Origin of the sequence: Arthrobacter sp. TB 23 (assembly GCF_000294595.1) — a bacterium.
Taxonomy (GTDB): Bacteria; Actinomycetota; Actinomycetes; order Actinomycetales; family Micrococcaceae; genus Arthrobacter_D.
Genome location: NZ_ALPM01000021.1, coordinates 64019 through 89292 on the forward strand (window position 1 = coordinate 64019; position 25274 = coordinate 89292).

The 25274-nt window shown below is 64.4% G+C and carries 23 protein-coding genes (1 of these 23 cut by a window edge); 12 read left to right on the top strand and 11 right to left on the bottom strand.

The window, feature by feature from the left end:
* Window position 1 precedes the first annotated feature (1 nt).
* The 7 genes from B384_RS17470 to B384_RS0102345 all read right to left on the bottom strand — a co-directional run bounded on the left by B384_RS17470 (window position 2) and on the right by B384_RS0102345 (window position 5586).
* Window positions 2-913, bottom strand: a complete 912-nt coding sequence (locus B384_RS17470) for a pilus assembly protein TadG-related protein (RefSeq protein WP_019481531.1) — start codon at window positions 911-913, stop codon at window positions 2-4.
* Entirely contained in the window at window positions 901-1404 is a 504-nt protein-coding gene (locus B384_RS0102320) for a TadE/TadG family type IV pilus assembly protein (protein ID WP_337459672.1), read from the bottom strand. Before B384_RS0102320 ends, B384_RS17470 begins: the two co-directional genes overlap by 13 nt.
* The gene (locus B384_RS0102325; protein WP_019481533.1) at window positions 1364-1576 is read right to left on the bottom strand and encodes a Flp family type IVb pilin; all 213 of its coding nucleotides are present in this window, start codon (window positions 1574-1576) and stop codon (window positions 1364-1366) included. The genes B384_RS0102320 and B384_RS0102325 overlap by 41 nt, the downstream gene beginning before the upstream one ends.
* A gap of 261 nt (window positions 1577-1837) precedes the next feature.
* Window positions 1838-2596 carry an iron ABC transporter ATP-binding protein gene (locus tag B384_RS0102330; protein ID WP_019481534.1) on the bottom strand — a complete coding sequence of 253 codons (759 nt, stop codon included), beginning with the start codon at window positions 2594-2596 and terminating at the stop codon, window positions 1838-1840.
* Window positions 2593-3594 carry an iron chelate uptake ABC transporter family permease subunit gene (locus B384_RS0102335; protein ID WP_050994825.1) on the bottom strand — a complete coding sequence of 334 codons (1002 nt, stop codon included), beginning with the start codon at window positions 3592-3594 and terminating at the stop codon, window positions 2593-2595. The genes B384_RS0102330 and B384_RS0102335 overlap by 4 nt, the downstream gene beginning before the upstream one ends.
* Window positions 3584-4522 (bottom strand): ABC transporter permease, encoded by a 939-nt coding sequence (locus tag B384_RS0102340; protein ID WP_237715205.1) that lies wholly within the window; start codon window positions 4520-4522, stop codon window positions 3584-3586. Before B384_RS0102340 ends, B384_RS0102335 begins: the two co-directional genes overlap by 11 nt.
* Before the next feature lie 95 nt (window positions 4523-4617).
* Window positions 4618-5586 (bottom strand): siderophore ABC transporter substrate-binding protein, encoded by a 969-nt coding sequence (locus B384_RS0102345; RefSeq protein ID WP_019481537.1) that lies wholly within the window; start codon window positions 5584-5586, stop codon window positions 4618-4620.
* Window positions 5587-5995: 409 nt separating this feature from the next.
* Between B384_RS0102345 and rplM the strand changes: the two genes are divergently transcribed.
* From rplM to glmM, 3 genes are all read left to right on the top strand, one after another.
* The gene (gene rplM / locus B384_RS0102350; RefSeq protein ID WP_019481538.1) at window positions 5996-6439 is read left to right on the top strand and encodes a 50S ribosomal protein L13; all 444 of its coding nucleotides are present in this window, start codon (window positions 5996-5998) and stop codon (window positions 6437-6439) included.
* Window positions 6440-6480: 41 nt separating this feature from the next.
* Window positions 6481-6978 carry a 30S ribosomal protein S9 gene (gene rpsI / locus B384_RS0102355; protein WP_019481539.1) on the top strand — a complete coding sequence of 166 codons (498 nt, stop codon included), beginning with the start codon at window positions 6481-6483 and terminating at the stop codon, window positions 6976-6978.
* Window positions 6979-7109: 131 nt separating this feature from the next.
* On the top strand, window positions 7110-8462 hold the full coding sequence (gene glmM, locus B384_RS0102360; RefSeq protein ID WP_019481540.1) for a phosphoglucosamine mutase: 1353 nt from the start codon (window positions 7110-7112) through the stop codon (window positions 8460-8462).
* Window positions 8463-8517: 55 nt separating this feature from the next.
* Here the strand turns inward: glmM and mscL are convergent, their stop codons facing one another.
* The 3 genes from mscL to coaA are packed head-to-tail and all read right to left on the bottom strand — an operon-like array spanning window position 8518 to window position 10750.
* Entirely contained in the window at window positions 8518-8910 is a 393-nt protein-coding gene (gene mscL, locus B384_RS0102365) for a large conductance mechanosensitive channel protein MscL (RefSeq protein WP_019481541.1), read from the bottom strand.
* 17 nt (window positions 8911-8927) lie between these two features.
* Window positions 8928-9761, bottom strand: a complete 834-nt coding sequence (locus tag B384_RS0102370; protein WP_237715206.1) for a M15 family metallopeptidase — start codon at window positions 9759-9761, stop codon at window positions 8928-8930.
* Window positions 9762-9766: 5 nt separating this feature from the next.
* The gene (gene coaA, locus B384_RS0102375; protein WP_019481543.1) at window positions 9767-10750 is read right to left on the bottom strand and encodes a type I pantothenate kinase; all 984 of its coding nucleotides are present in this window, start codon (window positions 10748-10750) and stop codon (window positions 9767-9769) included.
* A gap of 109 nt (window positions 10751-10859) precedes the next feature.
* Between coaA and glmS the strand changes: the two genes are divergently transcribed.
* The 8 genes from glmS (at window position 10860) to B384_RS0102415 (ending at window position 22729) form a co-directional block, all read left to right on the top strand.
* A complete protein-coding gene (gene glmS / locus B384_RS0102380) occupies window positions 10860-12758 on the top strand; it encodes a glutamine--fructose-6-phosphate transaminase (isomerizing) (protein ID WP_026040906.1) in 1899 nt (632 codons plus the stop codon).
* Between the two features lie 6 nt (window positions 12759-12764).
* Window positions 12765-13163: a holo-ACP synthase gene (locus B384_RS0102385; RefSeq protein ID WP_019481545.1), complete on the top strand. Its 399-nt coding sequence runs from the start codon at window positions 12765-12767 to the stop codon at window positions 13161-13163.
* Between the two features lie 2 nt (window positions 13164-13165).
* On the top strand, window positions 13166-14716 hold the full coding sequence (locus B384_RS0102390; RefSeq protein ID WP_019481546.1) for an NAD(P)H-hydrate epimerase: 1551 nt from the start codon (window positions 13166-13168) through the stop codon (window positions 14714-14716).
* Window positions 14717-14795: 79 nt separating this feature from the next.
* Window positions 14796-16976, top strand: a complete 2181-nt coding sequence (gene glgX / locus B384_RS0102395; RefSeq protein ID WP_019481547.1) for a glycogen debranching protein GlgX — start codon at window positions 14796-14798, stop codon at window positions 16974-16976.
* An 84-nt stretch (window positions 16977-17060) separates the two neighbouring features.
* Window positions 17061-19376, top strand: a complete 2316-nt coding sequence (treY, locus tag B384_RS0102400; protein WP_019481548.1) for a malto-oligosyltrehalose synthase — start codon at window positions 17061-17063, stop codon at window positions 19374-19376.
* A complete protein-coding gene (treZ, locus tag B384_RS0102405; RefSeq protein WP_019481549.1) occupies window positions 19373-21109 on the top strand; it encodes a malto-oligosyltrehalose trehalohydrolase in 1737 nt (578 codons plus the stop codon). The genes treY and treZ overlap by 4 nt, the downstream gene beginning before the upstream one ends.
* A 49-nt stretch (window positions 21110-21158) precedes the next feature.
* Window positions 21159-22205, top strand: a complete 1047-nt coding sequence (gene mgrA, locus B384_RS0102410) for an L-glyceraldehyde 3-phosphate reductase (RefSeq protein ID WP_019481550.1) — start codon at window positions 21159-21161, stop codon at window positions 22203-22205.
* 11 nt (window positions 22206-22216) lie between these two features.
* Entirely contained in the window at window positions 22217-22729 is a 513-nt protein-coding gene (locus tag B384_RS0102415) for a GNAT family N-acetyltransferase (RefSeq protein WP_019481551.1), read from the top strand.
* 45 nt (window positions 22730-22774) lie between these two features.
* On the opposite strand, the gene B384_RS0102420 is transcribed toward B384_RS0102415, so the two are convergent.
* Window positions 22775-24121 carry a family 4 glycosyl hydrolase gene (locus tag B384_RS0102420; RefSeq protein WP_019481552.1) on the bottom strand — a complete coding sequence of 449 codons (1347 nt, stop codon included), beginning with the start codon at window positions 24119-24121 and terminating at the stop codon, window positions 22775-22777.
* A gap of 91 nt (window positions 24122-24212) precedes the next feature.
* On the opposite strand from B384_RS0102420, the gene B384_RS17475 reads away from it, so the two are divergent.
* Window positions 24213-25274: the 5' portion of a carbohydrate kinase family protein gene (locus tag B384_RS17475; RefSeq protein WP_019481553.1), read on the top strand. The gene runs 90 nt beyond the window's last position; 1062 of the gene's 1152 nt are visible here — the first part of the coding sequence; its start codon is at window positions 24213-24215; its stop codon lies off the right edge, out of view.

Here is a 25274-nt window from a genome sequence, read left to right on the forward strand (position 1 = left end):
CCTACTGGCTTAGCGTGACAAAAAAGGCATTCAACTCGTCGCCGCCGAGTTCCTCAACACCGAATGATTCAAGGTCTTCGAGCGATACCAGGGTGATGAACTTGCCCCGGATTCCTGCCGCCGGTTGATCGGGATGCTTATCGTTGGGCCAGCTGTGAGCAGTGACGTAGAAGGCTGCAAATCCATCCACTGAATATTCCACATGGCTGCCATTGCCTGACTTCTCGACATAGACAGGCAATAGAATAGTCTTGCCGTCAATGTCGCAGTTCTGGGGGGCGCTCTTGCCAGGTTGGCCGGCAATCACTTCATCGACATCAACGGAGGCGCTGCAGCTCTTCTTCTCGCTTTCCTCAAGCCAGCCGAAAGCTCCGGGGAGGGACTTTCCCGACGCATCGATACATGTTGAGTCGACGGTAATCCAGATCTCTTGATCTGACGGTGTCTGATCAAAGAGGCATTTGGGGGCGGTAAAGGGGAACACCGTTGCCTTTGAGGGGCTGCCCCAAGAGGCCGTGGCGCGTGCGCCTACCGCGGTCGAGCTAATTCCAAGGATGGGGGCGAACCAGTGCTGGACGGCTGGCTGGCCGGTCGGCGTCAACGTGGTGGTGGTCACGACGACGGAGTTTGCAATTGAGAGATCGGCCACCGCGGCAGCGCGTGAATCGTTAGCATTCGCACCAGCGAGGTCTGTTGCGGTGGCTGCCGCAAGAATAGGGTCGCATAAGTCCTGATATGCACAATCCTGAGCGATTGCTAGGGCAGCAGCGTCAGCCCCGTTCTGCAATTGAGCGCGTTCGAAGTAAAGCATGCCCACATCGATCACGAGGGCAGTCATACCGAGTACCAAGACCATGAGTAGTGCTGTCATGACGGCTATCGCGCCATCTGCCTCGTTCTTCAGCCTCCGCATCGCATGACACCTCTTCCAGTAAGTGGGATCGCATCAGCGAAAAGACCAGCAAGTAGATCGATCGTGTATGTAATTGTGACTGTCGTATCACTGGAGGTTGTGCATGGTGTAACAAAGACCTGAGCCGGGTCAAGGATTGGGTTTAGCCCGGGAGCAGACGAGATGGCGGTGGAAACTGCCACGTCTGCATCCTTTTGGATAGCCATCACCCGAACGGCCTCCCTGGCCGCGGAAGTCACCTGAATTTGGGCGTTGAATACCCGCCCAAACTCAACGATTCCAAGTAGGATCACGAGCAGCATCGGAACGACTAAGGCAAATTCCACCGCGGCGGCACCGGATTCGGAACGCAACCGTTTCATTAGATCTTCCGTAGAGTACAGGCGGCAGCNCTGCCGCACCCTTTGTTGATGTGTCGCCGTGCCCAGCGGGGTGGATTTGAGCAGTCTCTTAAGTCGTTGGCAGGATGCCGAGTCGGCCGCCAAGCCCATTAAAGAAGGTGCTGAGTTGGGGGCCAAATACGGTAAGCCCACCAATCAGGACAACCGCGATGAGCCCAACCATCAGGGCGTACTCAACGGCGGTTGCGCCGGTCTGTTCGCGGCGAAGGCGTTCGGTGGCTTTGATGCCAAGGACGTGCAGGGTGGCAAAGAGAGAGACCATGTAATGCTCCTGGGAATGAGGTAAACGGTACGCCGGATGAGAACCGACGCTGGATAGAAAGTAGCATTAGCAACTCCTTGAATACGGGTGCTTTTCTTATCCTGCGTAAACCCTGCGCAGAGGTTGCCGATACTGCGGATTAGCTGGGCCAATCGGGCGACACCAAGCGGAAACCTGCGTCTAAGTACGGTGCTATGTCCTTCCATGACCAGGAGCGATGTTCCCGGATCTCCGACTTGTCGGGGGAGCTAGGTCTCAAAATCAGGTGTAATGCAAACTAATCAGTTTCCCATCGATGCTCTGCACATCGATCGGCGTCTCGTAGATGGCGGAAAGTATCTCGGGCCGCATGATGGTCTCAACCGGGCCCTGGTGGATGATCCTTCCGCTGGCCATCGCGACGATCTCGTCCGAATAGACCGAAGCGAAATTGATGTCATGCATGACCAGAACCACCCGCTTACCCATGTCATCGGCGGCCCGGCGCAGCAGGCGCATGATTTCAACAGCATGCCGAAGATCCAGGTTGTTCAGCGGCTCATCGAGAAGGACATAGTCGGTGTCCTGCGCCAGCACCATCGCGATGAACGCCCGCTGTCGCTGCCCACCAGACAGCTCGTCGAGGAAGCGAAACTGAAGTGCCGTCAGATCGAGGTAACGCAGGGCCTCGTCAATCCGTTTCTTGTCATCGTTGGTGAGTCGCCCCCGGGAGTGTGGGTAGCGTCCGAAAGCCACGAGTTCGCCCACCGTCAGGCGTGCAGTGAGGTGGTTGTCCTGATGCAGCATGGCAATCTTTTTCGCCAGGACCCTGCCCGACGTCGTCCTGATGTCCAGCCCATCAATTTCGACAGTGCCATGATCCATCGACAACAGACGTCCAACGATCGAGAGCAGCGTCGACTTGCCGGCGCCGTTGGGGCCAATGATTGACGTGACCCCAATCCGACCGAGGTCCAGATCGACGCCGTCGACAACTGCCTGCGAGCCGTAGCTTTTTGTTACCCCTCGTAACGTGATCATCGGGGTCCCTTTCTGATCAGGAGAATGACGAACAAAATTCCGCCAGCAAACTCGATGATGATGCCCAGTGCCGTATTGAAGCCGAAGACCTGCTCGAGAATGAGCTGACCACCAACGAGAGCAATGATGCCCAGCAGGACCGTTCCGGGCAGCACCACGCGGTGCCGGCTGGATCCGGTAAGCGCATACGCGAGGTTTGCGACAATCAGCCCAAAGAAGGTGATCGGCCCGACCAGTGCGGTGGACACTGAAACCAGGACGGCGATTAAGACCAATACGGTCATCACGGTCCGTCGGTGGTTGACGCCCAAACCTATTGAGTGGTTCTCGCCCAGCGCCAGGACGTCGAAGACTGGGAGCAGCCGGACTCCGACCAACAGGCAGATCAGAACCGCTACCGCGGAGATGACAATGAGCTCCTCGTTCACCGCGTTGAAGCTTGCGAAAAACGAGTCCTGCAGCACGGCGAAGGCTGCGGGGTCGAGCATCCGCTGGATGAATCCGGAGATGCTTCGGAAGAGCACCCCGAGGATGATCCCAACCAGGATCATCAGATGCAGGCTGCGCCGTGCCCCGAAGAACAGCCAACGAAAGAGGAGGGTAGAGAACAGGACCATCGCGCCCACCTCCACTACCCACTTGAGCCGGTCATCGATTGTTGCGAGGGTCAGGGCACCGAAGCTGAAGACAATCAACGTCTGGATCAGCACATAGAGCGCATCGAAGCCCATGATGGACGGGGTCAGGATCCGGTTGTTGGTGACGGTCTGGAAGAGGACCGTTGAGACGCCGACGGCGATGGCCACGAGCGTCATGGCTGCGACTTTCCGCGCGCGGAACGGCACTGCAAAATCCCAGCTGCCAACGATTCCCACGGTGAGGAAGCAGACGATGCACCCGAGGGCCAGCAAACTCAGGACCACGAGCACTGCGGCTGGTCGGTTGGGCCGCCAACTCCCGGGCGCTCGCGGAGGCGAAGCTACCGATTTAGTGGACACGGCCAGGGCTCCTCAAAAGCAGGTAAAGGAAGATTGCAGCCCCCACCACGCCGACGACGACGCCCAACGGTATCTCGTAAGGGAAACGCACCAGGCGACCGATCATGTCGCAGACAAGGACAAACCCGGCTCCCAGGACCGCGACCCAGGGCATCGAGTTCCGGACGTTGTCTCCCATCATCAGACTGACGACGTTGGGTACGACCAGCCCCAGAAACGGAATGACGCCGGCCGTGACGACGACGACGGCGCTGACGACCGACACGATCACAAGACCAAAGATCAGCAGGCGCCCGTAATTGAGTCCAGCGTTGTTGGTGAACTGCTGTCCCAACCCCGCGACGGTGAATCGGTTGGCTGCCAGGTAGGCAATGACCGTCATGGCGAAGGCAACCCAGAGGAGCTCGTACCGGCCCCTGAGGATTCCCGAGAAATCACCGGTCATCCACACGCCGAGGGTCTGCAGCAGGTCAAGGCGGTAGGCATAGAAGGTGGTCACCGCACCGATGATGCCGCCCAGCATGATGCCAACCAGGGGAACCAGCACGATCGACCGGACCGGGATGCGCCGCAGGATCAACAGAAAAAGGGAGGTTCCGGCAAGGGCGAAGAGTGCGGCCACCAGCATTTTCCCCATCAGGGAAACCTCTGGAAGGAAGACTGTTGCGACCAGCAATCCCAGGGCAGCTGATTCAGCAGTGCCGGTGGTACTGGGCTCGACGAACTTGTTGCGCACCAGCATCTGCATGATGAGACCGACCACCGACATGGAAATGCCGGTCAATACCAGCGCGATGGTCCGCGGCACCCGGCTGGCGAGGAGCAGGAAGGCCGCCTCGCTATCGGCCCCACCCCGTAGCAGGCTCGCCGGGGTGACGTCGCTGACGCCGATGAAGGTGCTGCCGACCGCCAGCGCCACTACGGCCACCCCGGCAAGGGGCAGCAGCAGTGGCGCTGGGCCGCGGCGACGGACCGTGGGAGCGGCCGGGGCCGTGCTGGAGGTGCGCAGGGCCTGGGGGCCGATTAGGACAGCCCGTCGATGACGGAATCGACCATGTCGTTCACCGCGGTGAGACCGCTCATGACGATGTACCAGGGCACCGGATCCAGATACACCACCTGGTCTTCACTCCACGCGGTGCTTTTGGCAACTACCTCGTTGTCGAGGACTTCCTGTGCGTTGGCACTACCGGACTCGCCGACCGCTGCATCACGGTCGATGACGAAGAGCCAGTCCGGGTTGGTTTCGAGCAGGAATTCGTTGGATACCGGATCCCCGTGGGTTTCCGCCTCGACGTCGGCCACTGCTGGTTCCAGGCCAAGCTCGTCGTGCAGCCAGCCGAACCGGGACCCCGGCCCATAGGCGGTAATCTCCCCGGCGCTCGTCATGACGATCAGGCCGGTTCCAGCGTCCCCTGCCACGGACTGTGCCTCGTCGATCTTCGCTGAGACCTCCTCCAGAGCGGCATCCGTCTCGGCCGTCTTGTCGAAGACCTCGCCGAGCGTCTCCACGTTCTGGGTGAAGCTTCCCAGATAGTCTTCCCAGTCCAGGGTCAGGTCGATGGTCGGGGCAATCTTGCTCAGCTCGGCGTACGCCTCTGAGGACCGGTTGGCGACGATGATAAGGTCCGGTTCGGCAGCATTGACCGCCTCGTAGTCCGGCTCGAAGAGAGTTCCCATATTCTGGTAGTCAGCACTGGAGTACTTCTCGAGGTAATCCGGCAGGTTTTCCTGCGGGAGTCCGGCGACAGGCACCCCGAGGGTGTCCAGTGTGTCGAGCGAAGCCATGTCGAAGGTGACGACGGTTTCGGGAACGCCCTCCAGGACGGTCTCGCCCTGGGCATGTTCAATCGTGAGCTCAGTGGCAGCTGACTCCGACGTTTCGCTGGTCGCGTCGGTGCTGCTGGCTGCTGTCCCGCACCCCGCAAGGACGAGCGCCGTCGTAATGACAGCCGCGGGAAGGGCAACGGTCCGGCCCATGATGTTCTTCACCTGGAAACTCCAATCGACATGTGTGTCCGCGGCACTTCCTGCCGGAACAATTAGGAAAGGCTAACCTAACCTTAAGTTTCCGTTTTCGGCAAAATCCCCGGATCCACGCCTTCACCAGGGCAACCTCCCGCCGTCGAGATAAGCCAGCGCAGGGCTCGCTTTGACCTGAGGCACAGCTTCGCGCTAATCTTGGTAGTCGTTGTGCGTATCCCACCTCGATACGTCCATGTCCGCGTGGCGACTCGGTTGCAGAGTCACCTGGCCCGCGGATATGGCCGAGATAACCGGGATCACTGGCTTTCAGCCCTCACCTGAAGTTCCGGTAGCGCATGCATAAGCTGAGCTTTCGCGCGGGGATTCAAGTCCCGGTTGCGAAGGCGTCACCGAACAAGAAACGAAGGCAAAAACCGTGCGTACGTACACCCCGAAGCCAGGCGACATCAACCGCCAGTGGCACGTCATTGACGCCACCGACGTTGTCCTAGGCCGACTTGCCAGCCAGACCGCAACACTGCTGCGCGGAAAGCACAAGCCGACCTTTGCACCCCATATGGATATGGGCGATTTCGTCATCATCATCAACGCCGAGAAGGTAGCCCTCACCGGCGCCAAGCTCGAGCAGAAGCGTGCATACCGCCACTCCGGGTTCCCGGGTGGCCTCTCGTCGGTCAACTACGCAGAGCTGCTGGAACAGAATCCAGTCCGCGCTGTGGAGAAGGCTATCCGAGGCATGCTTCCCAAGACTTCCCTGGCTGCTCAGCAGATCGGGAAACTGAAGGTCTACCGCGGTGCTGAGCACCCACACGCTGCTCAGCAGCCGAAGACCTTCGAAATTACCCAGGTCGCCCAGTAGTCCTGGCCACCACACACTAAGAAATTAATTCAAGGAGAACCGTGGCTCAGAACACTGAAGAGCTGAATGAACCAACTGAGGAGCTCACGAGCTACACCTCAGAATCCGGCGAGACCACCGAGGCTGTAGCCAAGGAACGTCCCGCATTGACTGTTGGCGGCGGAGCCGTTGGGCGTCGCAAGGAAGCAGTTGCACGGGTCCGGCTCGTACCGGGTACCGGCAAGTGGATTGTCAACGGCCGCGAACTGGCCGATTACTTCCCCAACAAGCTGCACCAGCAGGAAGTCAATGATCCGTTCAAGATCCTTGACCTCCTTGGCTCCTACGACGTCGTAGCCCGCATCCACGGTGGTGGCCCATCCGGCCAGGCCGGTGCGCTGCGCCTCGGCGTCGCCCGTTCCCTGAACGAGATTGACCGCGAGAACAACCGTGCCATCCTCAAGAAGGCTGGCTTCCTGACCCGTGACGCACGAGTGATCGAGCGTAAGAAGGCTGGTCTGAAGAAGGCTCGCAAGGCGCCTCAGTACTCCAAGCGCTAGCCAACCACGTGGGCCGGCGCGCTTCCACTTCGGATGCCCGGCCTTCAGTGGTCCTAACGCCCGTCCGGTTACCGGACGGGCGTTAGGTGTTTAAGATAGGGATCGATTCCCCTGAACTAGGATGTACACCGATGAGTAGATTATTTGGGACCGACGGCGTCCGCGGACTGGCAAACGACCTGATCACCCCGGAGCTGGCAATGCAGCTGGCTCAGGCGGCTGCAGTGGTGTTGGGCCACCGCAAGTCCGAGGGTAGACGGCCGACAGCAGTGATCGCGCGGGACCCCCGCATCAGCGGTGACTTCATTGCTGCGGCGGTGGAAGCCGGTCTGGCCGGTGCTGGGGTTGACGTGTACGACGCCGGAATCCTCCCCACTCCCGCTGCGGCATTCCTGGTAGCCGATCTGGACGCCGATTTTGGGGTCATGATCTCGGCTTCACACAACGCGGCGCCCGATAACGGCATCAAGTTCCTGGCCCGCGGCGGGAAAAAGCTCGACGACCAGATTGAAGATGCCATCGAGCTGGAGCTGACCCGGCCCGCGCTGCGGCCCACCGGAGGGGACGTCGGGCGGATCCAGCGGTTCGCCGACGCCGAAGATCGCTACGTGGTCCACCTCCTGCAGACCCTCCCCAACCGCCTCGAGGGCGTGAAGGTGGTGCTGGACTGTGCCCACGGCGCCGCCAGTGGCTGCTCCCCGCAGGTCTTCGCCGACGCCGGCGCCGAAATTGTGGTGATCGGCGCCGATCCTGACGGGATCAACATCAACGACGGCTACGGCTCCACCCATCTCGGTCCCCTGCAGGCTGCGGTGCTGGAGCATGGTGCTGATCTGGGGATCGCCCACGACGGCGACGCCGACCGCTGCCTCGCCGTCGACCATGAAGGAACAATCGTCGACGGCGACCAGATCATGGCGATCATGGCTGTGGCAATGAACGCGGCCGGCACGCTCAAGGACAACACGCTGGTTGCAACCGTGATGAGCAACCTTGGCCTGAAGCTCGCCCTCCGTGATGCGGGGATCAGTCTCAGGGAAACCGGTGTGGGTGACCGTTACGTGCTCGAGGGCATGCGCGACGGCGGGTACAGCCTGGGCGGCGAACAGTCGGGTCACGTGATCTTCGCGCAGTACGCCACCACGGGCGACGGCGTCTTGACCGGCCTCCAGCTCGCCGCTCAGGTGGCGCGTACCGGGCGGTCGCTCAAGGAACTGTCCCAGATCATGAACAAGCTCCCTCAGGTGCTGATCAACGTCAAGGGTGTGGACAAGGCAGCGGTGACCACCAACGAGCATGTCCAGCAGGCAGTGCTCGAGGCGCAGGACGCGCTGGGGGAGACCGGCCGGGTGCTGCTTCGTCCCTCCGGGACCGAGCCGGTGGTCCGGGTCATGGTGGAAGCCGCCGACATGGAGACAGCGCAGCGCACCGCGGACCGTCTCGCCGAGACAGTGCAGCATCGGCTGGCCCTCACTCCGGCGTAGTCAAGAGGTCGTGGTAGTCAAGAGTTTCCCGGCCCGCCCTGCTCACAGGGGCGGGCTAGCGGCGAGCGGCGAGGCTGTCCCTGATCTCGGTGAGCAGTTCGATCTGGGGATCCACGGCGGGTTCCTGCTCGACGATTCCGAGGTGCCGGTTGCGTCGTTCGATCATCTTGTTCATTGGAAGCACGACGACGAAGTAGATCGCCGCTGCTACCAGCAGGAAGTTGACGACCGCGGTCAGCAGGACCCCGAACAGAATGTCGTTCCCGTTGATCGTGACTTTCGCGAAGTCGTCGAAGTTCGGGGATCCCACCAGCGCCGAGACCAGCGGCATGAACACCGAATCGACCAGCGCTTTGACAACGGCGCCGAACGCCGTACCCAGTACCACTGCGACCGCAAGGTCGATGACGTTGCCCTTCATGATGAAGGTCTTGAATCCGTTTAGCATTCGTCTAGGATATCGGCTTAGCCGTAGTCGGGCGCTTCGGGCAGCCCGAAGAACTCCTCCAGGGTTTCCACTCCGTCAGCCCTCATGGCCGCAGAAGTGTCTGTCCCGACGAAACGGTAATGCCAGGATTCCGCGAGGAACCCGGTGGTTTCCTGCCGGCCCTCCGGGTATCTGAGGATGAACCCGAACTCGTGGGCGTTATCCGCTGCCCAGCCTGCTGCCGTCGTGTCGCTGAAGCAGGACCGGAGGGTGCAGGCGCCGTCATCCTGACCGATATCGAAGGCGAGCCCGGTCTGGTGCTCCGAGAAGCCCGGTCGGGCCGAATAGTTATCCGCGTCTTCGGGGCTGCCGTTGCGGCTCACCCAGTAGTCGTAGGTAGCGGCCTGCACGGCATAGGAGCGGTAGCCGCTGACCAGGGTGAGCCAGACGTCGTCGTCGGCGGCCGCGGCGAACATTTCCTCCACGGCCTCGGCCACATCAGGGCGCAGCGTTGCATTGACGCGGTCCGTCGCGAGGGGCACCTCGGGGAGGACCAGGTCCGATGGGGCGTAGTCGATCGGGTCGAGCGGCCGCCGTTTGTTGACGACGACGGTGGCAGCCGAGGGATCGGCGTAGGCGTCCGTCGCCGAGCTGGCAGGGACCGGGCCAGCAGTGGCGGGGACCGGGCCAGCAGTGGCAGTGGCGGTGGCCGCTGACGACGGCGACCGTTGGGCGGGTGCGGGGATCTCCCCGACGGCAAGGTCTGGGAGGTCCGATGCCGTGGGGTCCGGATCGGGTGTTCCGCAGCCGGAGACGGTAGCAGCCAGGATCGCAGCCGTCACCAATAGCGGCCGGGCGGGCCACCGACGCATCCCGGTCATGTCTTCCGGAGCAGCATTCGCCGCACTGAGTGGTCGGCTTCCTTGGTCAGCACCAGCTGCGCCCGGCCCCTGGTGGGCAGCACATTGGCCATCAGGTTGGGCTCGTTGATCCGTTTCCAGATGCCGAGCGCCGTCTCGCGGGCCTCGTCATCGGTCAACGACGCATACCGGTGGAAATAGGACTGGGGGTTGGCGAACGCACCGGAGCGCAGCGACTGGAACCGCTGGACGTACCACTGCTCAATGTAGGAGGTCTTGGCGTCCACATAAATGGAGAAGTCGAAGAAGTCGCTCAGGGCCAGGCCGGACCGCCCATCGGCGCGGGTCCTGGCTGGCGCGAGCACGTTGAGGCCCTCGACAATGAGCACGTCGGGACGCCTCACCACCACTTCACGGTCGGGCACGATGTTGTAGGTCAGGTGGGAGTACCACGGGGCGCGCACCTCATCGGCGCCGCTCTTGACCTCGCTGACAAACCTGAGCAGGCGTCGTCGATCGTAGGATTCGGGGAAGCCCTTGCGCTGCATCAGGCCGCGGCGTTCCAGCTCATCATTCGGGTACAGGAACCCGTCGGTGGTGACCAGCTCCACGTTGGGGGTGTCCGGCCAGCGGCTCAACAGCTCGCGCAGCACGCGGGCGGTCGTCGATTTTCCGACGGCCACCGAACCGGCGACCCCGATGACGAAAGGGGTGCGGGTGCGCTGTTCGCCCAGGAACGTCGTGGTTGCGGCATGCAACTCGCCCGCGGCAGCCACGTAAAGGGATAGGAGCCGCGAAAGGGGAAGGTAGACCTCACGCACCTCGTCGAGGTTGAGCTCGTCGCCCAACCCCCGCAGCCGAAGAATGTCCTCAAGATCGAGGGGGGAGCTGATCTCATTTGAGAGCCGGGCCCAGGTCTGGCGGTCCAGCTCAACGAAGGGTGTGAAGTTGCTCTCCGCACCATTGCCCGCGGTCACCCCGGGATTTGTCTCATTCACCATCTGAATTGTGCCTGTTGGCGGCCCCAGATGCGAACCTCACCGGGGCGGGCGGCTCCTGCGGAGCGGCGGCCTGCGTCTGAACGCCCGGGCTGACGGTACTCTTAAGCCCATGTGTGGAATCGTAGGCTACGTAGGCCGATCAACAGTGTCCTCAGACGGTACAACGGGAACCCATGGCGCGCTCGACGTCGTCATGGAGGGTTTGCGGCGCCTTGAGTATCGCGGCTACGACTCGGCCGGAGTGGCAGTATTGACCCCCAACGGCATCGAGTCGCGGAAGAAGTCAGGCAAGCTCAGCAACCTGGTGGCCGAACTTGAGGCCCGCCCGCTGACCGCGTCCCTGACCGGTATCGGCCACACCCGTTGGGCGACCCACGGCGCACCCAATGACACCAACGCGCACCCCCACCTCGCTGACAACGGCCGGCTGGCCGTCATTCACAACGGCATCATCGAGAACTTCGCCGAACTCAAGGCAGCACTGCTTGAGCAGGGCGAAACCTTCCTTTCCGAAACGGACACCGAGGTGGCGGCAGCCCTGCTCGGCAGCATCTACCGGGAGCTGTCGGCCGCCGGCGACCCTGATCCGCTCCCCAATGCCATGCGCAAAGCCAGCCAGCAGCTGGAAGGCGCCTTCACCCTCCTCGCCGTGCACCAGGACTCGCCGGGTATCGTCGTCGCGGCCCGCCGCAACTCGCCCCTCGTCGTCGGTCTCGGCGACGGCGAGAATTTCCTCGGCTCCGATGTGTCGGGCTTCATTGACTTCACCCGCCGCGCCGTTGAGCTGGGCCAGGATCAGGTAGTCACCATCACTCCCGACGACGTCGTCATCACCGACTTCTTCGGCGCCCCGGCCGAGGGCAAGGAATTCCACGTGGACTGGGACGCGGCAGCCGCGGAAAAGGGCGGCTACCCCTCCTTCATGGAGAAGGAAATCAATGACCAGCCCGACGCCGTCGCGCAGACCCTCCTGGGCCGCTCCGATGCGAAGGGCAAGCTGATCCTCGATGAACTGCGGATCGACGAGACCATCCTGCGCTCCGTGGACAAGATCGTTGTCCTCGCTTGCGGTACGTCGGCCTACGCCGGGCAGGTGGCCAAGTACGCCATCGAGCACTGGTGCCGTATCCCCACTGAAGTGGAACTCTCCCACGAGTTCAGGTACCGCGATCCGATCGTCAACGAGAAGACACTCGTCGTCGCCATCTCCCAGTCCGGTGAAACCATGGACACCCTGATGGCGGTGCGTTACGCCCGCGAACAGGGCGCCAAGGTGGTGGCGATCTGCAACACCAACGGATCCACCATTCCGCGTGAGTCAGACGCCGTGCTGTACACCCACGCCGGTCCGGAAATCGCCGTCGCCTCGACGAAGGCGTTCCTCGCCCAGATCACCGCCGCCTACCTGCTGGGTCTGTACCTGGCGCAACTGCGCGGCAACAAGTTCGGCGACGAGATCGCGGACGTCCTCGCCGATCTCGCCGAAATGCCAGCGAAGATCCAGAGCATCCTGGACAACGCCGACAAGGTCAAGAAGCTTGCCCGCGACATGTCCAACGCCAAGTCGGTGCTCTTCCTGGGCCGGCACGTCGGATTCCCCGTGGCGATGGAGGGAGCCTTGAAGCTCAAGGAACTCGCCTACATCCACGCCGAAGGGTTCGCCGCCGGTGAGCTGAAGCACGGCCCCATCGCGTTGATCGAAGATGGGCAGCCGGTGGTCGTCGTGGTGCCGTCACCGAACGGCAGGGACTCCCTGCACGCCAAGGTGGTCTCCAACATCCAGGAGATTCGCGCCCGCGGTGCAGTCACCATCGTGATCGCCGAGGAAGGCGACACCTCGGTGGAAGCCTACGCCGAACACGTGTTTTACGTACCCAAGACTCCTACCCTGCTGGCGCCGCTGCTCACCACTGTGCCGCTGCAGATCTTCGCCTGCGAGCTGGCGTCCGCCAAGGGGTACGACGTCGACCAGCCCCGCAATCTGGCCAAGTCAGTCACGGTTGAGTAATAACCGATGATCGTTGGCATAGGCGTTGACGTTGTTGACATAGACCGGTTCGGGCGGCAGCTGGAACGGACGCCTGGCCTGCGTGAACGATTGTTCGTGCCGGCCGAGCGGGTGCTGAACCTGCGCTCGCTCGCCGCCCGGTTCGCCGCCAAAGAGGCGGTGGCCAAGGCCCTCGGCGCCCCCGCGGGAATGAACTGGCAGGACTGCTGGATTGGGCTCGACGCTGCCGGTAGCCCATCGGTGGAAGTCAAAGGCACCGTGGCGGCCGCCGCCGCCGCGAAGGGTGTGCACCGCTGGCACCTCTCGCTCAGCCATGACGGAGGGGTGGCGACGGCGATGGTGGTCGCCGAAGCCGAAGCCGGACCCGTGGCATCAACAGCACCGTCGGTCGGGATAGACTCCTAAGTATGCTTAGCGCCTATTCGGGCAGTGCGATCCGTTCGGCTGAAGCCCCTCTCCTCGACGCCGGGCACGGCGCTGCCCTGATGCAGCGCGCAGCCCACGGCCTCTACGCTGCTGCCGCCGCCGAACTGATCAGCCGGACCGGCGGCTGTTACGGGCGCACAGCGGTGGTTCTCGCCGGCAGCGGCAACAACGCCGGCGACGCCCTTTTCGCGGCCGCACGCCTGGCCGGCAGGGGAGTGCGCACGACGGCAATCCTCACCTCCGCCACCACTCATCCGCTGGCACTCGCAGCGTTTCAACGCGCCGGCGGCCGCGTTGAACTGCTCAGCCCAGCGACCACTGGACGCCTGGTGGGGTCAACCGCCGCGGCGGACCTTGTCATTGACGGGATTCTGGGGATCGGCGGGTCCGGCGGTCTCCGCGAACCTGCGGCCACCCTGGTCCGGGAGCTCGCCGCGGCGGCTACCGGCATCGTCGTCGCCTGCGACCTTCCCAGCGGGGTGGATGCGGACACCGGCATGGTCAACGAACCGGTCCTTCACGCCGACCTCACGGTCACCTTCGGTGCGCTCAAGACCGGGCTCCTCACGGGGCCGGGGGCGCACGCCGCGGGGCGCGTCGTCGTCGTCGACATTGGGCTCTCCGAGTCGCTGCCGGAACCTGACCTATTCCGTCTCGAGGCCGCCGACGCAGCGGCCCTGTACCGCAGGCCCCGCCCCGCCGACCACAAGTACACCCGCGGAGTGCTCGGCATTGCCGCCGGTTCGACGATGTACCCGGGCGCGGCGGTCCTGGCAACCGGAGCCGCCCTGGCCACCGGGCTGGGAATGGTCAGGTATCTCGGACCACCGTCGGTCGCCGCCCTGGTCAACCGGACCCACCCCGAGGCGGTCTGCTCCCAGGGGCAGGTCAAGCCGACCCACGTCCAGGCCTGGTTGGTTGGCCCCGGGGCCGACGAGGACCCGGACCAGCGGCGCCGGGCCCGCGACGCGATGGCGTCCGGCCTGCCCACGGTGGTCGACGCAGGTGCGCTGGCGCTCCTGCCGCGCAGGCTGGGACCACAGGTGATCCTGACCCCTCATGCGGGCGAGCTGCAGGCGGTGCTGACGAAGCGCAAGGTCAGGGCGACCCGGCGCGACATCGAGGCGGCCCCCACCGAGTACGCCCGCATCGCGGCTGAGCTCACCGGTGCCACAGTGCTGCTCAAGGGTGCAGTCACAGTGGTGGCGTCGCCGTCGGGCACGCTGTTCAGCCAGGCGGAAGCGACGCCGTGGCTCGCCACCGCAGGGTCGGGGGATACGCTCGCTGGCATACTGGGCGCTCTGGTGGCAACACTTGCCGACGACGACGGCGACGCTGCCGTCGACCGCATCGGCGTGCCGGTGCAGGACAAGTGGGCGGCGATAGCAGCAGCTGCGGCGCTGCTCCACGGTCTGGCGGGGACCAGGGCTGCCGGGTTCGGGCCGATCGTCGTCTCGGAGCTGCCGCAACACCTTGGTGCGGTCCTCGCGGACCTGCTCACGGCACCGCCCGGCAAGGACACAATTCACTAACTAGTCACCTGGTTGCGCTATGAAGGTAGCTGGACCGTTCACTTTTCGACCAACGAATTACACCACTTCAGGAGAACACATGGAACTCTGGCCCGGCGAAGCGTACCCTTTGGGCGCTACCTATGACGGCACCGGTACCAACTTTGCGTTGTACAGCGAGATTGCCGACAGGGTGGAGCTCTGCCTGTTCGAGGACGACGGCACCGAAACCCGCGTGCACCTCAACGAGGTGGACGGCTACGTCTGGCACGGGTACCTGCCGCACATCGTCCCGGGCCAGAAGTACGGCTACCGGGTCCACGGTCCCAACGCCCCCGAAGAGGGCCACCGCTGCAACCCGAACAAGCTCCTCCTGGACCCGTACGCCAAGGCCGTCCACGGCCAGATGGACTGGGATCCGGCACTGTTCGGGTACAACTTCGGCGACGAAAACTCGATCAACAATGACGATTCGGCACCCCACATGATGCTGGGCGTCGTCGTCAACCCATTCTTCGACTGGGACGGCGACCGTAAGCCACGGATCCCGTACCACCAGTCGGTCATTTACGAAGCCCATGTCAAGGGACTCACCCAGCTGCACCCGGAGGTCCCCGAGGAACAGCGCGGCACCTACGCCGGCGTTGCGCACCCTTCAGTCATCTCGCACCTGCAGAAGCTGGGAATCACCGCCATCGAACTGATGCCAGTGCACCAGTTCGTCAATGACAGCACCCTCCAGGAAAAGGGCCTCACCAACTACTGGGGCTACAACACCATCGGCTTCTTCGCACCACACAACACCTACGGCTCCGCCGGTGACACCGGCGAACAGGTCCAGGAATTCAAGGCCATGGTGCGTGAACTCCACCTCGCAGGCATCGAAGTGATTCTCGACGTCGTCTACAACCACACCGCCGAGGGCAACCACCTGGGCCCCACCCTGTCGATGCGCGGCATCGACAACTCCGCGTACTACCGGCTCGTCGAAGACGACAAGAAGTACTACATGGATTACACCGGCACCGGCAACTCACTGAACGTGGGCAACCCGCACTCCCTGCAGCTCCTGATGGACTCACTGCGCTACTGGGTGACCGAGATGCACGTCGACGGTTTCCGCTTCGACCTCGCGTCCACCCTGGCCCGCGAGTTCTACGACGTCGACCGCCTGTCGGCGTTCTTCGAACTGGTCCAGCAGGACCCAGTGGTCTCCCAGGTCAAGCTCATCGCCGAGCCGTGGGACGTTGGACCCGGCGGCTACCAGGTGGGCAACTTCCCACCGCAGTGGACCGAGTGGAACGGCAAGTACCGCGACACGGTGCGCGACTTCTGGCGTGGAGAACCGTCGACGCTGGGCGAATTCGCCTCACGCCTGACCGGCTCAGCAGACCTCTACGAGCAATCAGCCCGCCGCCCGGTCGCATCGATCAACTTCGTCACCGCCCATGATGGCTTCACCATCCGCGACCTCGTGTCCTACAACGAGAAGCACAATGACGCCAACGGTGAAGACAACAACGACGGCGAAACCCACAACCGGTCCTGGAACTGCGGTGAGGAAGGCCCCACCGACAACCCCGAGGTCAATACCCTCAGGGTCCGCCAGCAGCGCAACTTCATTGCCACCCTCCTGCTGTCGCAGGGTGTGCCAATGCTGCTGCACGGTGATGAGCTGGGCCGCACCCAGCAGGGCAACAACAACACCTATGCACAGGACTCCGAGATCAGCTGGATTCACTGGGACCAGATGGACCAGCCGCTGCTCGAATTCACTGCCGCTGTGAACCGGCTGCGGTCGGAGCACCCGACGTTCCGCCGTCGCCGGTTCTTCGACGGCCGGCCGGTACGACGCGGCGAGGGCGAGGCCCTGCCGGACATCGTCTGGCTGGGTACCGACGGCACCGTCATGGCGCCGGAGGATTGGGACACCGGGTTTGGCCGATCCATTGGCGTGTTCCTGAACGGCCAGGGTATCTCCGGCCGCGACGCCCGCGGGCAGCGGATCACCGACCAGAACTTCCTGCTGCTCTTCAACGCGAGCGACGAGCCGGTCGACTTCACCCTCCCACCGCAGGAGTACGCTCCGGCCTGGGACGAGGTCATTGATACCGCCGGCAAGTACGCCGACTCGGACGCCATCCCAGCGGAAGCCACGATCACGCTGGAAGCCAAGTCAATGGTGGTGTTGCGCGCCCACGCCGAAACCGAGGATCTCGATCACTCGGTGGCAGCGTCACTGGCTGCGTTGGCCAACTCGCACCAGCCCGGCGGCGCCTAACCGCCTGGGTCACCCCAGGCACCGCAGCAGTTCACCCTGCCGCAGTTCGAACGACACACAGCACCGAAGTTCAGGAGTACATCCATGAGGATCCCGAAGTCGACCTACCGGTTGCAGATTCAATCCGAGTTCGACCTGAGGGCTGCCGCGGCGGTGGTCCCTTACCTGCGGGACCTGGGCGTGGACTGGGTGTACCTGTCGCCGGTGCTGACGGCTGAGAAGGGATCGGGACACGGTTACGATGTCACCGATCCCACGGCGATCGACCCGGAGCGCGGCGGACGGGACGCCTTCGTGGCGCTCTCGGACGCCGCGCATGCGGCGGGGCTCGGCGTCCTGGTGGACATTGTGCCCAACCACCTGGGGGTGCAGACCCCTGCGCAGAACCCCTGGTGGTCCTCGCTGCTCAAGGGCGGGCAGAACTCGCCCTACGCCGAGGCGTTCGACGTCGACTGGGCGGCTGCGGATGGGAAGATCCGTCTGCCGGTCCTCGGCGACGGGGATGACGAACTGTCGGCCCTGGAGCTCGACGGCGGGGAACTGCGCTACTACGATCACCGGTTCCCGATCGCTGACGGCAGCTACGAAACCGGAGACACGGCCCAGGCCGTGCATGCCCGGCAGCACTACGAGCTGGTGAACTGGCGGCGCGCGGACAGCGAACTGAACTACCGCCGGTTCTTCGGCGTCAACACCCTTGCGGGGGTGCGCGTCGAAGTGCCACGGGTCTTCGATGAGTCCCACAGCGAGATCCGCAGCTGGTTTGAGGAATCCCTGGTGGACGGGCTCCGGATCGATCACCCGGACGGGCTGGCCGACCCTGCAGGCTACCTGGACCGGTTGCGTGAACTCACCGGCGGGGCCTATGTCCTGGTCGAGAAAATTCTGGAGCCGGGCGAAGTCCTCCCGCCGGAATGGGCGACCGAAGGCACCACCGGCTACGACGCGCTCGCCGATATTGACCGCCTGTTCGTGGACCCGGCTGGCCAAGCCGCACTTGAACGGGTTGCGCCGGCCGAGGATTTCCACTCGATGATCCACGGCACCAAACGCGGGATCGCCGATGGGATCCTCCGGTCGGAGGTGCTGCGGCTGACCCGCCTGGTTCCGGCCGATGCCGGCCTCGACGCCGAGCAGACCGCCGACGCTATCGCCGAACTGCTGGCGTGTTTCCCGGTCTACCGCAGTTACCTGCCCGGTGGTGCGGAGTACCTCGACGACGCCGTCCTCGCCGCGCAGGTGCACCGCCCGGACCTGGCCGACACGCTGAGCGCCCTGCACCAGCTGCTTAACCCGTATCTTGCCGACCCTGACTCCGCACTGACGGAGCTGGCCACCAGGTTCCAGCAGACCTCGGGCATGGTGATGGCCAAAGGGGTCGAGGACACCGCGTTCTACCGGTACAACCGGCTGACCTCCCTGAACGAGGTGGGCGCCGACCCGTCCATTTTCTCGATCAACCGGACTGAGATGCACAACCGGCTGCTGCGGCGCCAGCGTGACAACCCACTGTCCATGACAGCGCTCAGCACCCACGACACCAAACGTAGCGAAGACACCCGCGCGAGGATCACAGTGCTCTCCGAGCTGGCCGACGACTGGGCCTCAATTCTTGGCCAGCTCGACGACGCAGCACCCCTCGGGGACCCGGCCTTCTCGTCGCTGCTGTGGCAGGCCATGGTCGGCGCGTGGCCGCTCAGCCGCGAACGGGCCCACGCCTACGTGGAAAAGGCGTCCCGTGAAGCCGACTCCAGTACCCACTGGACAGCCCCGAACGCCGCCTTCGAGGACCGCATGCACGCCGCGGTCGACGCGGCCTACGACAACCCGGCGGTCGCTGCCCTCGTCACCGCTTTGGTGGACAAGATCAAAAGCTACGGCTGGTCAAACTCCCTGAGCGCGAAGCTGTTGCAGCTGACCATGCCGGGCGTCCCCGATGTGTATCAGGGCTCGGAATTCTGGGAAGACTCACTGGTGGACCCCGACAACCGCAGGCCCGTGGACTTTGAAGCGCGGAAACAAGCACTGGTGAACCTGGCCTTCGGTGCGCTTCCGGCGGTCGACGAGTCAGCGGTGGCGAAGCTACTCGTGGTCTCCCGTGCCCTGAAGCTACGCCGCGACCGGCCCGAACTGTTCGGCGGGTACACCGCCGTGGCGACAACCGGTGCGGCCGCCGATCACGTGTTCGCCTTCGACCGCGGGGGAGCCGTCACCCTGGTGACCCGGCTACCCCTCGGCCTCGAACGCCAGGGCGGCTGGAAGGACACCTCAATCGTGCTGCCGGAGGGCCAGTACAGCTGCGCCATTACCGGTGCAACCTTCTCCGGCGGTCCCGTGTCGGCCGGAACCATTTTTGAAACCTACCCAGTAGCACTGCTGGTCCGGGAGGACGCATCATGAGGAAACCATTCGACGTCTGGGCCCCGAAGGCAACCATCCTCTCGCTGCGCGCGGACGGCACCACCACGGCCATGACCAAAACCGACGACGGCTGGTGGACCGTCGACGCCCTCCCGGCGGCAACGGAGAGCACCACCTACGGGTATCTGGTGGACGGCGCCGAGTCGCCGATCCCCGATCCCCGGTCCCGCCGCCAGCCCGACGGCGTGCACGGACTGTCCCAGACCTTCGACCCGAGCTCCTACGCGTGGCAGGACCGCTCCTGGGCTTCGCCGGGTCTCAACGGCGGAGTGATCTACGAACTGCACATCGGGACCTTCACGCCCGAGGGCACCTTCGATGCGGCGATCGGGAAGCTCGACTACCTGGTTGGGCTCGGCGTCCAGCACGTTGAACTCCTCCCCGTGAACGCGTTCAACGGCACCCACAACTGGGGTTACGACGGCGTCCTCTGGTTCGCAATCCAGGAGACCTACGGGGGTCCCGCCGGATACCAGCGGTTCGTCGACGCGGCGCACCAGCGGGGTCTGGGGGTCATCCAGGACGTGGTGCACAACCACCTGGGACCCAGCGGCAACTATCTCGGCCAGTTCGGCCCGTACCTCACCGAAGGCAAAGCGAACACCTGGGGTGATTCGCTGAACCTCGATGGGCCGCAGTCAGATGAGGTCCGCCGCTACGTGCTGGACAATATTCGGATGTGGTTCAAGGACTTCCACGTCGACGGCCTCCGCCTCGACGCAGTGCACGCACTGCACGACGAACGCGCCCTGCACATTCTTGAAGAATTCGCTCAGGAGACTGACACCCTCGCCAAGGAACTGGGCAAACCCCTGTTCCTGATCGCCGAGTCGGACCTGAACAATCCGCGGCTCATTACCTCACGTGCCGCGGGCGGCTACGGGCTGACCGGTCAGTGGAGCGACGATTTCCACCACGCCGTGCACGTCAACGTCACCGGGGAAACCACCGGCTACTACGAAGACTTCGACTCGGTAGGCGCACTGGCCAAAGTCATGACAGACGGGTTCTTCCACAACGGAACCTACTCGTCCTTCCGCGAACGCGGCCACGGACGGCCCATCGACCCAGCCCACATCAGCACGCACCAGCTGGTGGTCTGCACGCAGAATCACGACCAGATCGGCAACCGGGCGGCCGGCGACCGGATGGGTGCCACCGTTGGCTTCGCCCAACTGGCGCAGGCCGCCGTCCTGAACCTGGCCGGGCCCTTCACCCCGATGCTGTTCATGGGCGAAGAATTTGGTGCCTCCACCCCCTGGCCGTTCTTCACCTCCCACCCCGAACCGGAACTGGGCAAGGCAACAGCCGAGGGCCGTCTCCGCGAGTTCGAACGGATGGGCTGGGACGCCGACACCGTGCCCAACCCGCAGGATCCAGAGACCTTCGCGTCAGCCAAGCTGGACTGGGATGAAGTGGAGACCGGCGACCACGCGCGCCTCCTGGAGGTGTACCGCCAGCTGATCCGGTTGCGGCGCGACACCCCCGACCTGATGAATTCCGACTTCACTGCTGTGTCCGTCGACTTCAGCGAACCCGAGAAGTGGCTGGCGATCCGCCGCGGCGGGACCGTCGTCGTCGTCAATCTCGCCGACGAGGAGCGGACCGTTCCCGTGGACGCCTCACAGGTACTGCTGTCCACCGTCCCAGGCGAGGTGCTGGACGCCGGCCGGTGCACCCTGCCGGCCCGCGGGTCGGCAATTCTCAGCTGATTCAGCCAGTCCCGCCGCACCACCCTTCCCCCAGACCCAGGAGAGACCCATGACGTATCACCCAGCCGATGACCGTTACGAAACGATGCCCTACCGACGGGTGGGGCGCAGCGGACTGCAGCTCCCCGCGGTGTCGCTCGGCCTGTGGCACAACTTCGGGGATGACAAGCCGTTCGCCGATCAGCGCGCCATTTTGCGGCGTGCCTTCGACCTGGGGGTCACCCACTTCGACCTGGCCAACAACTACGGACCCCCTGCCGGTAGCGCCGAAACGAATTTCGGACGGCACCTCAAGGACGACTTTGCTCCGTTCCGCGACGAGCTGGTCATTTCCAGCAAGGCCGGCTACGACATGTGGCCGGGCCCCTACGGCGAGTGGGGATCCCGGAAATACCTGCTCGCGAGCCTCGACCAGTCACTGAACCGGATGGGGCTGGACTATGTGGACATTTTCTACAGCCACCGTCCCGACCCGAACACGCCGCTCGAGGAGACCATGGGGGCCCTGGACACCGCGGTGCGGTCGGGCCGGGCCCTGTACGCGGGGATCTCCTCCTACTCGCCGGAGAAAACTGCCGAAGCCGCAGCAATCCTCAGGGATCTCGGCACGCCTCTGCTGATCCACCAGCCCTCCTACTCAATGCTGAACCGCTGGGTGGAGAACGGCACTCCCAACCTGCCCGAGGTGCTGGAGCAGGAGGGCGTCGGATCAATCGCCTTCTCGCCACTGGCCCAGGGGCTGTTGACCGACCGCTACCTCGACGGAATTCCCGAGGGCTCCCGCGCGGCGTCCAACAAGTCGTTGTCGGAAGAGCACCTTTCCGAGGACAACCTGCGCCGGGTCCGCGGCCTCAACCGGATCGCCCAGGACCGTGGCCAGTCGCTGGCGCAGATGGCAATCGCCTGGATCCTGCGCGAGCAGTCCAAGGGCAGCCCCATCACATCGGCCCTGATCGGCGCGTCAAGCGTGACGCAGCTGGAGAACAGCCTGGCAGCCGTGAAGAACCTCGAGTTCAGCCAGGACGAGCTCACCGCCATCGACGAGTTCGCCGTCGAATCGGACATCAACCTGTGGGCCAAGGCCCTCGACGCCTAGGCGTCCCACCGATGTCCGACGCTGGGGCACTGCACGTCCGTGAAGCCACCGAGGCGGACTGGCCCGCCCTCTGGGCCATCATGGAACCGGTGCTGCGCGCCGGTGAGACCTACTGCTGGGACGCTGAGCTTTCCGAAGCGCAGGCGCGGGTCGAATGGTTGGCCCCCTCCGACGCCACGATGCGGGTATACGTCGCGGAGGTGCCCGGTGGCGCCGTCGTCGGGACCGCCCAGTTGCACGCGAACCGGGGCGGGGGCGGGTCGCACGTGGCGAACGCCAGTTTCCTGGTGGCCGGTGACGCCGGCGGCAGGGGAGTGGGGCGTTTTCTGGCCGGCCGGGTGCTGTCGCAGGCCCGGGAGCAGGGATACCGCGCGATGCAGTTCAACGCGGTCGTGGAAACGAACACCCGTGCGGTGCGGCTGTGGGAATCGCTCGGGTTCGGGATCCTCACCACCGTTCCCGGCGCGTTCCGGCACCCGACCGAAGGTTTTGTGGGGCTGCACCTGATGTTCCGGGAGCTCTGACCGGCCCGTTCCGCCGCATCGAAACACCCCTCCAAGAGTGGGTGGCTACCTCCAGAACGCGGCCAGGTCGGGGAACGCCCGCTCGTACCCGTTCAACAACCGCGAGGCAGCGTGGGCCGAGTCGATCAGCGGATGCACCAGGAACGCCCGGAGCGCCGAGTCCCGGTCGGCGTGGACGGCCGAGTGAATCACCGCCTCCTCCACCGCCAGCAACTGCCCCATCAGGCCCAGCTGGTGGGTGGTCAGCGGCCCGGCGGGCAGCGGCGTGGCACCGGTCTGGTCGAGCCGGGCGGGAAGTTCGACGACGGCGTCCGGCGGCAAGGCCGGTAGGGTGCCCCCATTGCGGACATTGACGATCAGCTCGGTGGGCTGGCCGGTCAGCAGGGCTCGCATCGCCGCCAAAGCGATGCGCTCATAACCGCCCCCAGCCAGGCCGGCTTCATCGCGTTCCTCAGCGTCCGGGCGGGCCTCGGCCAGGTATCCCTCTTCCCGGGCGAGCCGCGCTCCGTCCCACACCGCGAAGGGCTCGGGCGTCGTCAGCAACTCGGTGTAGAGCTGCTCCTGCTGACGGTGCAGGAACGCACCGCGGGTTTCAGCGGCCCCCGACAGGGACCGGACCGCCTCGCGGTGGAAGTAATAGTAGAACAGGTACTCGTTGGGCACCGCCCCGAGGAGCCTCGGCAGATCCGGGCCGAACACCCGGCCCTCCTCGAAGGAGGCGAGCCGCTGCGGGTCCGCCAGCAACCCCGGCAGCCGGTCGACGTCGTCGTACGTCAGGCCACGCAACCAGCCCAGATGGTTCAGACCAACGTAGTCAACCCCGGCCAGGGAGCCCTCGACGAGGGGGACCCCTGCCGCCGTCGCCGCGCGTGACACCAGCCCGGCCGCCGAATCGCAGATTCCAATCGCTTTGTCACCCAGAACGGCCTGCATCGCGCCGGTCACCATTCCCGCCGGGTTGGTGAAGTTGATCAGCCACGCGGCGGGGCAGACTCGTCGCATGGATTCAGCGACCGTCAGCATCTGCGGCACCGACCGCAGTGCGTAGGAGATGCCCCCGGCGCCCACGGTTTCCTGACCCAGCAGGCCCTCGTCCAGGGCAACACGCTCGTCGAGGACCCGCCCGGCTGCGCCGCCGCTGCGGATGGCAGCGAAGACCACATCGGCGCCGGCCAGGGCATGGTCAAGGGCCGACTCGGTTTCCAACTGTGGCCGGCTGGAGCCCGCCGGCAGCGGCATCGTCTGCAGGACCCGGGCAATAGCCTTCAGCCGGGACGGGTCCGAATCATGCAGGACCACCTCAGTGATGACGCCCGCGAACTGGCCGGTCGCCAGGGCCCGGTACACCAGCGGAACCCGGAAGCCGCCGCCGCCCACGATGACCAGTTTCATGAACCCTCCGCAGCAGTAAATGTCCTCATTAGCCGGCGTCCGGCGTCACACGTGTGCTGCGCGCCGGAGGCCTAAGAGTATTGTGCCGTACATGGGCACCGCGCATCGTTTTGATCCTCTGGCTGATAGCCGCTCCGCGTCCGATCCGGAGTTTGACCTGCTCCTCAGCGGATCAGTCTTCCTCGACATTGTTTTCACCGGCCTTGAACACCTGCCGTCACCGGGCACCGAGGTGTGGGCTGACGGGATGGGATCCTGCCCGGGTGGTGTTGCCAACCAGGCGATCGCCGCGAGCCGGCTGGGGTTACGCACCACCCTGTCGGCGGCGTTCGGCGACGATGGCTACGGTGACTACAACAAGGGCATCCTGCGGGATCAGGAACATGTTGACCTGTCCCGGTCGAGGACATTCGAGAACTGGCACTCACCGGTCACGGTGTCCCTGTCGGTGCAACGCGACAGGTCAATGGTGACCCACGGCCACCCCTCGCCGGTCTCCGCCACCGACCTGCTCGGCGACCCGCCGCCGCGCGCCCGGGCCGCCGTCGTCAGCGTCGAACCGCAGCTGGAACCCTGGGCTCTCGCCGCGCAGGCGAATGGGACCAAACTGTTTGGAGATGTGGGCTGGGACCCCACCGGGCAGTGGTCGGGAAATGCGCTGGATACGTTGCAGTACTTCCACGCTTTCGTGCCCAACGATGTGGAGGCGATGGCCTACACCCGCACCGACGACCCGTGGGCGGCCCTGTATGCGCTCGCCGACCGGGTGCCGGTGGCAGTGGTCACGGTGGGCCAGCAGGGGGCCATCGCCATCGACTCCATCACGGGGGAGGAAGAGTGGGTGCCGGCCCTGCCGGTGAAAGCCTATGACCCCACCGGGGCGGGTGACTGCTTCGCCGCCGCTTTCGTGATGGGTGACCTCGCCGGGTTCTCCCTCGCTGACCGGCTACGGTTCGCCAACCTGTGCGCCGCCCTGTCCGTGCAGGAAGTGGGCGGGTCCCTCGCCGCACCCGGGTGGGGTGACATTGCTGACTGGTGGCACCGGGTGAGCGAATCCCGCGACAAGGTCCGCAAACAGTGGCTGAAACGCTACGAGTTCCTCGAGGACATGGTCTCGGGTGTTCCGCTGGAAGCAGTGCGGCGGGCTTCGGCG